This window comes from Halopiger aswanensis, assembly GCF_003610195.1.
GTDB lineage: Archaea > Halobacteriota > Halobacteria > Halobacteriales > Natrialbaceae > Halopiger > Halopiger aswanensis.
This window is the reverse complement of the sequence record NZ_RAPO01000002.1, coordinates 850,604-862,794: the sequence shown is the minus strand read 5'-3', so window position 1 is coordinate 862,794 and position 12,191 is coordinate 850,604. Positions and strand designations below refer to the sequence as shown.

Genomic DNA, 12,191 nt, shown 5'->3' with positions numbered 1-12,191 from the left:
ACGCTTCGATTCCGCTTTTCTCGGTTCCGTTCTCGCCGTTCGTCCGCTTTCCTCGCGTAACCCGGTAGCTTTTACCGCTCGGAGTCGCAACCGGCGATACATGGTTTTCCGGCTCGTGCTCGGCTGTGGCACCGTCGGTCGCCACGTCGCGGAGCGGGTGGCCGAGCGCAGGGACGGCCGCCTGCTGGTCGTGACGAGCGACGAGGCCGTCGTCGAGACGCTCCGCGAGGAGAGCATCCCGGCGCGCCACGCCGATCCGAGCGATCCGGCGACGCTCGCGAATATCGATCGGCCGGACGTCATCTTCGTCGGCGGCGATCGCACCGACGTCAACCGCAGCGCCCTCGAGCACGCCCGCGACCGCTTTCCGCACGCGTCGATCGTCGCCTCGCTGGGCGGGAACCCGACGCTGACCGACCGGACGACCTTCGGCGGCCTCGCGGACCACGTCGTTGACGCCGACAGCGCGATCGTCGAACGGGTGATCGACGAAACCGCGAGTCGGTCGGCCGAGGCCGCGATCGGGCTGCGCCAGGAGCTGGCGTCGATCGACGGCCCGCTCGCGGTCGTCACCCACGACAACCCCGATCCCGACGCGATCGCGAGCGCGGTCGCGCTCGTCAAGATCGCCGAATCGGTCGGTGTCGACGCCGAGGCCTGCTACTTCGGGGAAATCTCCCACCAGGAGAACCGGGCGATGGTCAACCTGCTCGAGCTCGAGTTGCGAAATCTGGCGCCCGAGGACTCGCTCGAGGAGTACGGGGCGTTCGCGCTGGTCGACCACTCTCGGCCCGGCGTCAACGACGGGCTGCCGGAGACCCTCGACGTCGACATCGTCATCGACCACCACCCGCCGCGGGGCCCGGTGCCCGGCGCGTTCGTCGAACTGCGGGAGGAGGCCGGCGCGACCAGCACCGTCCTCGCGGAGTACGTCGAGCGGTTCAACATTGGCTTCGATCGCTCGACGGCGACGGCGCTGCTGTACGGGATTCGCGTCGACACGAACGACTTCACGCGGGAGGTCGCGCCGGCGGACTTTCGAGCGGCATCGATCCTTCGGCCCCACGCCGACGTCTCCCTGCTCCAGCAGATCGAGCAGCCGACGATCGAGGGCGACACCCTAGAGACGATCGCGCGGGCGATCAAGAACCGGGAACGGCGCGATTCCGTCGCCGTCGCGAGCGTCGGCCGGATCAACAACCGGGACGCCTTACCGCAAGCCGCCGACCAGTTGCTCGCGATGGAGGGCGTCGAGACGACGCTCGTCTTCGGCTTCCGCGACGAAATGGCGTACCTGTCGGCCCGCTCGCGGGCCAACGACGTCGACCTCGGCGAGACGCTCCGCGACGCGTTCGCCCGCATCGGCAGCGCCGGCGGCCACGCCGACATGGCCGGCGCCCAACTCGAGATCGGGATCCTCGCGAGCGCCGACGACGAGGACGAGGTCGAGTCGATCGTCAGCGTCGTCGAGGAAGTGATCACCAAGCGGTTCTTCGAGGCGATCGAGTCCCGGCCCGGTACGGCGGTCGGCACCTACACCCAGACCAGCGAGTGGCTGTTTACGCTCGAGGAGTGATTTCTCGTCTCTCCGTCTCGTCGTCCGTCACCTCCTCGCTCTCTGCCACGACGCCCCTGAACCCTGGAGTCGTGAGGAACGCGCCGGCAGAGCGCTCAAGGGCGTCGACGAGGTACGTTCGCCTATGACGTCCCGGGAGTCGTGTCCCCACTGCGGTGCGGACGACGTCTGGCTCGAGGAACGGGCGACGTTCATCCAGTTCGGCTGCCGCGCCTGCGACCACTACTGGAAGCAGGAGAAAGTGACCTGACTAACACACAGTCGGCGATCGAGCATCGGTGAGCGAACGAATCGCTCCCGAAGACAGTTCTTTTGCGCGCGGCCCCGTTACGGTTGGCTATGGAGGAGATACTGTCGGACCGGAGAAAACCACAGGTCGAGGAGTACATGACCCGCGACGTGGTGACGGTCTCCCCGGACGCGACGGTCGGCGACGTTGCGGCCCGCATTGCCGAAAGCGAAGCCCACAGCGGCTTTCCCGTCTGCGAGCGGCGCCGCGTCGAGGGGTTCGTCAGCGCCAGCGATCTCCTGCTGGCCGATCCGGACGAGCCCATCTTCAAGGTGATGACGACGGACCTGCTCGTCGCCCACCCCGAGATGAAAGTCACCGACGCGGCGCGGGTCATTCTCCGATCTGGCATCCAGAAACTCCCCGTCGTCGACGACGCGGGGAACCTCGTCGGTATCATCTCCAACGCCGACGTGATCCGCAGCCAGATCGAGCGGGCCACCCCCGAGAAGGTGGGGAAACTGATGCGCACCTTGGAGCAGATCCACGACGTCGAACTCGAGCAGGAACGGCGTACCGTCCCGTTGGCGGACCTGACGCCGACCCAGGGCCGGGTCTACGCCGACGAACTCGAGGGGCGACGCTACGAACTCGAGCGCGGGTTGGCCGAGCCGCTGGTCGTTATCGACAACGCCGGCACGCTGTTGCTCGCGGACGGCCACCACCGCGTGCTCGCGTCGGATCGACTCGGAATCGACGAGATGGACGCCTACGTCATCGTGATCGACCGCGAGGACGGCGTCGATCTCGGAATGGCCCGGACCGCCGAAAAGGAAAATCTCGAGCGGATCGACGACATCGAGGTCGTCGACTACGCGCGCCATCCGCTGGTCCAGACGACGAAGCGGCTCCAGTCCGACGAGTAGCGCGGCGCCGATCGGTCGGGGCCGGTGACTGTCGGGTACACAATTATCCGTTCGGGCGAAGTACTCCGCTCGATGACTGCGACTGGACCTGACGGAACGACGCCATCCGGACCGGCGGCCGACGCGACCCGCGTCCTCGTCGCCGGCGCGAGCGGCCAGACCGGCATCGAACTCCTGTCGGTGTTGCGGCCGACCGATCTCACCGTTCGCGCGACGACCCGCTCGTACGCCAAGGTCGACACCCTCGAGCGGCACGGTGCCGATGAGGTCGCCGTCGCCGATTTCTTCGAGCCCAGGGACGCCGTCGCGGCGGTCCGGGACTGTGACATCGTTTACTGCGCGGTCGGGACGCCGCCGAGCTACCGCCACACTATCGGCGGGAAACTGGTCGATCGGACGGGCGTTATCAATCTCGTGACGGCCGCACTGGGAACTAAGGTCTCCTTTTTCGTCCACCAGAGCGCCATCGGCGTCGGCAGTTCGAAGAGCGGGTTGTCACTGCCTGCACGACTGCTCATTCGCGGTTCGCTGCGGGCCAAGCAGGACGCCGAAGCCGCGCTTCGTCGATCGGGACTCGCGTACACGATCGTCCGTCCGGGAAGACTCACGAACGCGCCGCCTCGCGATGACCTCGTCGTCGGCGAGGGCGGCGACTCCGTTGCCGGGTCGGTCCCGCGGGCCGACGTCGCGCGGCTCATGGCCGCCGCGCCGTTCACCCCCGACGCCGAAAACCGAACCCTCGAGGTCGTCAGCCGGGACGGCCTCGCCGAGACTCCGACGAACGTCGTCGATATCGACTGGGCGTTCGACCGGATCGAGGCGGATCGGGATCGAATGCAACCGTAGCTCGCCGTCCGCGCGTCGACTGCCAACTGATAAGAAAACCGCCCGACTCGAGGCGGATTACATCGAGAATCGGGGGAACGTTTATCCCGGTTATGCCCGATGGTTCCGGTATCATGAGCGAGGAAACCAACGACGGCGACGTCGAACTCGAGGCGCGCCTGGCGGAACAGGAAGCGTTCGACCCACCGGAATCGTTCGTCGAGCAGGCGAACGTCACCGACGAGGGCATCTACGAGGAGTTCGAGGAGAACTGGCCGGAGTGTTGGGAGCGGGCGGCGGACCTCCTCTCGTGGGAGGAGGAGTACGACGCGGTCCTGAACGACGAGGACGCGCCCTTCTACGAGTGGTTCACTGACGGGAAGTTAAACGCCTCGTACAACTGCCTCGACAGGCACGTCGAGAACGGCGCGAAGAATCGTGCGGCGATCAAGTGGGAAGGCGAGAAGGGGGAAACCCGGACCTACACCTACGGCGACCTGCTGAACGAGGTCGAAGCGTTCGCCGCGTCCTTGCGGGACCTCGGCGTCGAGGAAGACGACGTCGTCACCCTCTATCTGCCGATGATCCCCGAGTTGCCGATCGCGATGCTCGCCTGTGCCCGCATCGGCGCGCCCCACAGCGTCGTTTTCGCCGGCTTCTCTGCCGACGCGCTCGCGACGCGTATGAACGCCGCGGAGAGCGAGTATCTGGTCACCTGCGACGGCTACTACCGCCGCGGCGACGCGCTCAATCACAAGGAGAAGGCCGATAAGGGCCTCCGAAGCGTCGAACATGACGTCACCAGCGTCGTCGTCGACCGACTCGGCGAGGAACTCACGCACTTCCTCGGCAACGACGCCCGCGACTACGACGACCTCGTCGCCGAGCACGAGGGCGCGTCGGTCGATCCCGTCTCTCGAGACGCCGAGGATATGCTGTTCCTCATGTACACCTCGGGGACGACGGGCGAACCGAAGGGCGTCAAGCACACCACGGGCGGCTACCTCGCGTACACGACCTGGACGAGCCACGCGGTGCTGGACTTAAAGCCCGAAGACACCTACTGGTGTTCGGCCGATATCGGGTGGATTACCGGCCACTCCTACATCGTCTACGGCCCGCTCGCGCTGGGGACGACGACGGTGATGTACGAGGGGACGCCCGACTACCCGGAACGCGATCGGCTCTGGGAGATCATCGAGAAGAACCGCGTCGACGTGTTCTACACGGCGCCAACGGCGATCCGCGCGTTCATGAAGTGGGGCTCGCAGTACCCCGAAGAACACGACCTCTCCTCGCTGCGGCTGCTGGGAACCGTGGGCGAGCCGATCAACCCGCGGGCGTGGAAGTGGTACTACAAGCACATCGGCGGCGAGGCGTGTCCGATCGTCGACACCTGGTGGCAAACCGAGACCGGCGGCATGATGATCACGACGCTGCCGGCGATCAACACCATGAAACCTGGCTCCGCCGGACCGCCGCTGCCGGGCGTTAGCGCCAACGTCGTCGACGCTGCGGGCGAGGAAGTCGAGGCCGGCGAAGCCGGCTACGTCACGGTCGACAAACCGTGGCCCGGCATGCTCCGGACGCTGTACAACAACGACGACCGGTTCATAGAGGAGTACTGGACCGAATACTCCGACGAAGACGCGGATGAGTGGGTCTACTTCCCCGAGGACGGGGCGAAGATCGACGACGACGGCTACATCACGATCCTCGGGCGCGTCGACGACGTGATCAACGTCTCCGGCCACCGCCTCGGCACGATGGAGATCGAGTCGGCGATCGTCGGCGTCTCCGGCGTCGCCGAGGCCGCCGTCGTCGGCGGCGACCACGACGTCAAGGGCGAGGCGGTCTACGCCTACGTCATCCTCGAGGACGAGCAGGAGCCGAGCGAGGACATGCGCGACCGAATCGTCGCGGCCGTCGAGGACGCGATCGGGCCGATCGCCCGGCCCGAGGAAGTACTCTTCACGCCCGAACTGCCCAAGACGCGCTCGGGCAAAATCATGCGTCGCCTCCTCGAGGACATCGCCAGCGGCAACGACCTCGGCGACACCTCGACGCTGCGCAATCCCGAAATCGTCGAGGAGATCGCCGAGGGGATCGAAACCGAGTCCGAGTAACGCATCGGCGCGACGACCCGACTGCACGCACCACGTCTGCTTTTCGGCGACCGCTACGTCTCGAAGTACCCGACACCGTTTCCCCCTCGTCCCTCGTAGCCCGGGATACGGGGGGACACGATGAGTATCACAGTTAACGTGGACGAGAATCAGAACATCAGGGTGACCGAGCAGCTCGTCGGAACGGCTCCGCCGAGTCAGGTCGAATTCGCCGCCGAAGGAACGATCACGATGACGTCGGAGCTACTGGAGCGCTTCGAGGGTACGTCCTTGCAACCGGCCGAGATCGAACTCGCGGTCGCGGACGCCGAGACTGTCGCCGTCGACCTCTCGGAGACAGCGTCGCTTCGTCTCGAGACGGTCGACGTCGGCATCGAAACGCCGGACACCGGGGACCTTTCCCCGGGGATGGACACGCTCCAGTCGTCGACGGATGACGACTCCGAGACGAGCGACACCGAACCGGGAGCGATCGCGTTCACCGTCGAAGGCGCGATCACGGACGTGCCGGCGGAGACGCTCGAGTCGCTCACCGACGCGTCGTCGGAACCGACGCTGGCGACGATCACGTTCGCGGTCGAGGAGCCGACCAGAAGCGACGGCGGCTCGGGGACAGATGTCCTTCTCGAGATCGACCTGCTCGGCTACGGGATCACCGTGTACCGGGACGGACGGATCGACATCGGAACGGGCGATCTCAGGGACGACCTCGGACTTCCCTAAAGTGCGTTTCGGGCGGTCGTCCTCGAGTTGGGACAATCCGGACTCAGACGTCGCGTTCGATGACGAACTTCGTGAACTCGCGGAGTTTCCGATCGGTTTCCTCGTCGAACTCGAGGCCGTCGATCGCCGCGCGTGCCTCGGCGGCCAACTCGAGGGCCCGCTCGCGGGCGTAGTCGATGCTGCCGGCGTCTTCGAGGATCGACAGCGCCTCGAGCACCTCCTCGTCGGTGTTCTCGGCGGCGGCCAGAATCTCCCGGAGTCGCTCGGCCGTCTCGGGGTCGCTTTCCTTCAGCGCGTGGATGACCAGGAGCGTCTTCTTCCCCTCGCGGACGTCGTTGCCGAACTCCTTGCCGAATTCGCCGGCCCGGCCCAGCGAGTTTTCGATGTCCAAAATGTCGTCGCCGATTTGGAAGGCGACGGCGGTCAGTTCGGCGTAGGTGGCGACGGCGCGCTCGACTTCGGGCGGCTGGTCGGTCAGGATGGCGGCGAGCCGGGCGACGATCCGGCCGAGACAGCCCGTCTTGCACGCGCACATCTCGAGGTACTGCTCGGGCGTAATTTCCACGTCGCGCTCGTTGTGCCAGTGGATGTCCATTCCCTGCCCGAGGTGGGTCCGGTTGAGTTCGTCCATGAGCATCTCGTAGGCGGCCAGCCGCCGGTCGGCCGGGAGGTCGGTCTGCTCCTGCGTGAGAATCTTCAGCGGCAGGAAATACATCGCGTTGCCCGCGTTCAGTGCGATATCCTGCCCGTAGATGTGGTGTAGCGCTGGCTCCCCCCGGCGCTTCGTCGCCTCGTCCTCGACGTCGTCGACGATGATCGTCCCGTTGTGGAGAATCTCCGGAATGCAGGCGTACCGAAGGTACTCCGCCGGATCCTCGCCGAATCCCTCGATGAAGACCAGAAAGAGCACGGCGCGCCAGCGTTTGCCGCCCCGATCGAGCAGGTCCCAGAGCGGCTCGGCCAGCGCGCGCTGGATGCCGTCCGGATCGTACTCGTAGGTCGGCCCGCCGAAGAACGTCTCGAGGTAGTCGGCGTCGATCTCCCGTGGGACGAGGTCAGCGATGGCCTCGTCGACCAGCGGCCGCCACTCGGCAAGCGTCTCCCGCATACTCCTCCCGAGAGCGAGCGAGGTAAAAAAGATTCAGTTCTTCGTGGACGAAACGTTTCGAATCAATAGACGGTCACTCTATGGCCGATCGATGCGCAGGGTTCCCATCACACCCTCCTGACGGCAGCCCGCCATCGACCGCGAACGGTAGAATTACCCGCCGGCCCGTCCACGTGACCCGCATGACCGACTGGATCGGTGACGTCTTCACGAGCGACGTCGGCTGGGACCACCTCGAGGACCTGGTCGATATCGGCAACCGGATGGCCGGCAGCGACGGCGAACGGCGGGCTGCCGAGCGAACTCGCGACGCCCTCGCCGAGGCCGGCGCGCGAAACGCCCGCCTCGACCCCTTCGGGATTCAGGGTTGGACCCGTGGCTCGAGTGCGATCCGAGCGAACGGCGACGCGGTCGGCGGCAACTGCATCGCGCTTCCGCGCAGTCCGGCCGACCGCGTCGAAGCGCCGCTGGTCGATCTCGGCTACGGCCTCCCCGAGGATTTCGAGGAGCGCGAACTCGAGGGCCGGATCGTCATGGTCCGCAGCGACATTCCGGACTACTACGAGCGGTACATCCACCGCCGGGAGAAGTACTACCACGCGGTCGAGCAGGGCGCGGCCGGGTTCGTCTACCGCAACCACGTCGAAGGGTGTCTCCCGCCGACGGGCAGCGTCGGAACTGAAGACGATCCCATCGGCGAGATTCCGGCCGTCGGCGTCTCGAGCGAAGCGGGGGCCCGGCTCGCCCGCCGTTTCGACGGCGAAGAAATCGAACTCGCCGTCGACGCAGAGGTCCACGAGGCCACGAGTCAGAACGTCCACGCGGAACTCGGGCCCGACACCGACGAGCGCGTACTCGTGACGAGCCACGTCGACGCCCACGACATCGCAGAGGGCGCGCTGGACAACGGCGCCGGCACCGCGATGGTCGTCGAACTCGCGAACGCACTTGCCAAACGGGAAGACGAACTCGAGACGCGCGTCGAGTTCGTCGCCTTCGGCGCCGAAGAAGTCGGGCTCACCGGCTCCGCACACTACGCCGCGGAAACCGACCGCGACTCGATCGAGGCGGTGGTCAACAACGACGGCGTCGTTCGCGGCCGCACGCTGTCGCTGGTAACTCACGGGTTCGACGGCCTCGAGGCCGCGGTGGACGCGGTCGCGGACCGTTACGACCACCCGATCGAGACGGTCCCGAAACTCGGCCCGCACAGCGACCACTGGCCGTTCGTCCAGCGGGGCGTCCCCGGCTACCACGTCAAGTCGACGTCCGACGATGTCGGCCGCGGCTGGGGCCACACCTTCGCCGACACGCTCGAGAAACTCGAGCGGCGGACGCTGCGCGAGCAGGCGATCTTGCTGACCGAACTCGTCGTCGATCTCGCGAGCGCGGATCGAGCCGTCGAGCACCGCGATCCGGAGGCGATCGCCGCGGAGCTGGAAGCGCAGGACCTCGCGGAAGGAATGCGGATTACGGGCGACTGGCCGTACGACGACTGACGGCTGCCGATTGATCGATCACACTGGCCCGGCGCCGACGGACAACCGTACGCTTTTGAATCGGCCGCGTTAACTGCCCGACATGGATTCCGCCGGGCGGAGTGGAGGGGACGAGACCGGGGCCGTCGTCGGCGTCGTCGACCGCGATACCGACGGCGTCGACGTCCCTCGAGACCTCGAAGCCACCCTCGACTCCCGCGGCGTCGCGGCCGCGATCGAACGCGGCGACCTCGAGACCGTCCTCGCGGCCGATCCCGCGCTACTCGTCACGGTCGGCGAACGGTCTCTCTCGGCGGTAGCTCGAGCACGGGCCGACGCCCCCGTCCTTCCGGCTGGCAGCGTTGCCGGCATCGAATCGGTCGCCCCGAAGCGGCTGCCGGACGCGCTCGCGGCCGCACTCGAGGGGGACGCCCGTGAGCGTGACCGTGGGTTGCTGACGGTCGAAATCAGCCCCGGCGACGAAGACGAGGGCGAGGACGAGGCTCCCGTCCGCGAGCGGGCACTGTTCGACGTGACGCTCGTCACGGCGGAGCCGGCCAGTATCTCCGAGTACAGCGTCCGGTGTCGCGGCGACCGCGTCGCGACCTTTCGCGCCGACGGCGTCGTCGTCGCGACGCCGGCCGGGAGCCACGGCTACGCCGCCGCGGTCGAGGGGCCACAGCTCTCGTCGGCCGTCGACGCCGTCGCCGTCAGTCCGATCGCGCCGTTCGTCACGCGGACCCAGCGGTGGGTGCTCCCCGACGACGACCTCCGGCTCGCGGTCGAGCGCGACGAGGGCGCCGTCACCGTCGTCGCCGACGAGCGGGAGATCGGCGCCGTGTCACTCGGGACGGACGTCACGATCTCGGTCGAGGATGCGCTATCGACGCTGGTCGTTTCGGACGAGTTCCTCGCGGACGGCTAACGGATCGGACTCGAGCGGAGCCGCGTTACGAACGGCGAAAAGAGTGAAAGGTACGATTCCCCGGCAGGACGTTCTGAGACGGAACGGTGATCAGCTGTTGTACGGCTCTTCGTCCCGGTGGTTGTCCGGATTCTCCTGCTCGAGGGCGTCGGCTTCTCGCTGTACGGATTTGCCCTCGATGTCCTGCTTGCGCTCCTCCTCGTCGGCTCGCTCGCGGGCTTCTTTCTCCTCTTCGGTGAGTTCCTCACCGTCGCGCGCCTCCTCGGGGTCTGTTTGCTCCTGCTCGAGTTGGACGTCCCGCCCGTGTTCGTCCTTGCCGGTGTTGTCGCGTTCGGGCTGATCGTCGGTATCGGACATAGTGATCCCGAGTGGGTGTACCGCCGGTCCCTGAAAAGACGTTGGGCTTGCGACAGTCGGCGTCTCGATATATCGCCCGTCTCGAGTGCCGATGGCCGAGTTACCAGGGGTCGCCGGACGCGAGGTCGATTTCGCCGTCGCCCTTTGCGGAGGGACAGATGTCCGCGAGCACGCACTCCGCACAGTCGGGATTCCGAGCCGTACAGGTCGCCCGCCCGTGGTCGATACAGAGGTGGGTGAACTGCTGCCAGTAGCCCTCGGGGACGATCTCCATCAGGTCCTGCTCGATCGCCTCCGGGCGCTCCTCCTCGGTCAGGCCGAGCCGCCGGGTGAGCCGCTGGACGTGCGTGTCGACGACGATCCCCTCGACGACGTCGTGGCCGTGCTGGAGGACGACGTTGGCCGTCTTCCGGCCGACGCCCGACAGCTCCGTCAGTTCGTCCATCGTGTCCGGCACCTCGCCGTCGTGCTCCTCGAGGATCGTCTCGCAGGAGCTCTTGATGTAGCCCGCCTTGCTGTTGTAGTAGGTGATCGAGTTCAGGTCCTCCGCGAGCTCCTCCTCGGGTACGTTGGCGTAGTCCTCGGGGCCGTCGTACTTCTCGAAGAGGTGCTCGGTCTCCTTGTTCACCCGCTCGTCGGTACACTGAGCCGAGAGGATCACCGCGATCAGCAACTCGAGGCGGTTCGAGTAGCGCAGCGAAATCGTCGAGTCGGGATACTCCGCCTCGAGTCGCTCGATCACCTCCTCGGCCTGCTCGGCTCTCGTCTCGCGTGGGGTTCCCATAGGGAAGTGGTGGGAGGCTCGGCGTTTCAGCGTTCGGATTTGCGGTGCCATCGGTTGTCGGTCGGTCGTCAATCGCTCGTCGGTCGGCCGTCAGCCGTTCGGTACGAGGTCGTGAACTTTAAGCGACCGTCACACCCGTGTCTGGGTATGAAAGCGACCGCGATGGCCCACCCGATCCAGGGGTTGGTCAAGTATCACGGGATGCGCGACGACATCGAGCGGCTTCCCTACCACGACAGTATCAGCGTCTGTACCGCGCCGAGCCACACGCGAACCACCGTCGAGTTCTCGATGGACTACGACGAGGACACCTTCGTCGTCGACGGCGAGGAACTCGAGGGGCGAGCCAAAGAGCGCGTCGAGGCCGTCGTCGAGAAGGCTCGCTCGCGATCCGACGCCGCGCACACGGTCTACCCGGTACGCCTCGAGAGCGAGAACAGCTTCCCGACGAACGTCGGGCTGGGCTCCTCTTCCTCGGGCTTCGCGGCGGCGGCGATGGCGCTCGCGGAGGCCGCCGAACTCGACGCCTCGCGCGAGGAAATCTCGACCATCGCGCGCGTCGGCTCCGCGTCGGCCGCCCGCGCGGTGACGGGCGCGTTCTCGCAGCTCCACACGGGGATGAACGACGAGGACTGCCGCTCGCGGCGGGTGCCGAGCGACCTCCACGAGGACCTCAAAATTATCGTCGGCCTGGTTCCCTACCACAAGGAGACCGAGGACGCCCACGACGAGGCCGCCGAGAGCCACATGTTCCAGGCGCGCAACGCCCACATCCACGGACAGATCGCGAAGATGCGCGACGCCCTCCGGAACGACGACTTCGACGCGGCGTTCGAACTCGCCGAGCACGACTCGCTCTCGCTGGCCGCGACCACGATGACCGGCCCGGAGGGGTGGGTCTACTGGCAGCCGGCCACCATCGCGATCTTCAACCGCGTGCGCGAACTGCGCGAGGAGGAGGACATTCCGGTCTACTTCTCGACCGACACCGGCGCCAGCGTCTACGTCAACACCACCGAGGAACACGCCGAGTACGTCGAGGAGGAGATTTCCGACTGCGGCGTCTCGACGACCATCTGGGACGTCGGCGGCCCCGCGCGCCTGCTCGACGAGGACGAGCACCTCTTCTAACCG

General features: G+C 66.7%; 12 protein-coding genes. 9 read left to right on the top strand and 3 right to left on the bottom strand.

The genetic code is table 11. The features are described 5' to 3' along the window. The first annotated feature begins 100 nt into the window (after positions 1–100). From ATJ93_RS11285 to ATJ93_RS11265, 6 genes are all read left to right on the top strand, one after another. Positions 101–1,576 (top strand): DHH family phosphoesterase, encoded by a 1,476-nt coding sequence (locus ATJ93_RS11285; RefSeq protein WP_120244736.1) that lies wholly within the window; start codon positions 101–103, stop codon positions 1,574–1,576. 124 nt (positions 1,577–1,700) lie between these two features. Continuing rightward, entirely contained in the window at positions 1,701–1,826 is a 126-nt protein-coding gene (locus ATJ93_RS24355) for a hypothetical protein (RefSeq protein WP_281271543.1), read from the top strand. Between the two features lie 89 nt (positions 1,827–1,915). Then, positions 1,916–2,731 carry a CBS pair associated ParBc domain-containing protein gene (locus tag ATJ93_RS11280; RefSeq protein ID WP_120244735.1) on the top strand — a complete coding sequence of 272 codons (816 nt, stop codon included), beginning with the start codon at positions 1,916–1,918 and terminating at the stop codon, positions 2,729–2,731. A 72-nt stretch (positions 2,732–2,803) separates the two neighbouring features. Next, on the top strand, positions 2,804–3,577 hold the full coding sequence (locus tag ATJ93_RS11275) for an NAD(P)-binding oxidoreductase (protein ID WP_120244734.1): 774 nt from the start codon (positions 2,804–2,806) through the stop codon (positions 3,575–3,577). Between the two features lie 113 nt (positions 3,578–3,690). Beyond that, on the top strand, positions 3,691–5,682 hold the full coding sequence (gene acs / locus ATJ93_RS11270) for an acetate--CoA ligase (RefSeq protein ID WP_120244733.1): 1,992 nt from the start codon (positions 3,691–3,693) through the stop codon (positions 5,680–5,682). Positions 5,683–5,802: 120 nt separating this feature from the next. Then, a complete protein-coding gene (locus ATJ93_RS11265; protein WP_147376645.1) occupies positions 5,803–6,405 on the top strand; it encodes a hypothetical protein in 603 nt (200 codons plus the stop codon). A gap of 43 nt (positions 6,406–6,448) precedes the next feature. Here the strand turns inward: ATJ93_RS11265 and ATJ93_RS11260 are convergent, their stop codons facing one another. Continuing rightward, positions 6,449–7,513 carry a polyprenyl synthetase family protein gene (locus tag ATJ93_RS11260; protein ID WP_120244731.1) on the bottom strand — a complete coding sequence of 355 codons (1,065 nt, stop codon included), beginning with the start codon at positions 7,511–7,513 and terminating at the stop codon, positions 6,449–6,451. Positions 7,514–7,695: 182 nt separating this feature from the next. On the opposite strand from ATJ93_RS11260, the gene ATJ93_RS11255 reads away from it, so the two are divergent. Beyond that, on the top strand, positions 7,696–9,012 hold the full coding sequence (locus ATJ93_RS11255; RefSeq protein WP_120244730.1) for a M28 family peptidase: 1,317 nt from the start codon (positions 7,696–7,698) through the stop codon (positions 9,010–9,012). 82 nt (positions 9,013–9,094) lie between these two features. Further along, positions 9,095–9,916, top strand: a complete 822-nt coding sequence (locus tag ATJ93_RS11250; protein WP_120244729.1) for an NAD(+)/NADH kinase — start codon at positions 9,095–9,097, stop codon at positions 9,914–9,916. Between the two features lie 90 nt (positions 9,917–10,006). On the opposite strand, the gene ATJ93_RS11245 is transcribed toward ATJ93_RS11250, so the two are convergent. Together ATJ93_RS11245 and nth are read right to left on the bottom strand one after the other, a co-directional pair. Beyond that, positions 10,007–10,273, bottom strand: a complete 267-nt coding sequence (locus tag ATJ93_RS11245; RefSeq protein WP_120244728.1) for a hypothetical protein — start codon at positions 10,271–10,273, stop codon at positions 10,007–10,009. A 100-nt stretch (positions 10,274–10,373) separates the two neighbouring features. Continuing rightward, positions 10,374–11,057: an endonuclease III gene (nth, locus tag ATJ93_RS11240; protein WP_120244727.1), complete on the bottom strand. Its 684-nt coding sequence runs from the start codon at positions 11,055–11,057 to the stop codon at positions 10,374–10,376. A 147-nt stretch (positions 11,058–11,204) separates the two neighbouring features. Here nth and mvaD point away from each other — a divergent pair, with 147 nt between their 5' ends. Beyond that, positions 11,205–12,188, top strand: coding sequence for a phosphomevalonate decarboxylase MvaD (gene mvaD, locus ATJ93_RS11235; protein WP_120244726.1), 984 nt, complete (start codon positions 11,205–11,207; stop codon positions 12,186–12,188). Positions 12,189–12,191 lie beyond the last annotated feature (3 nt).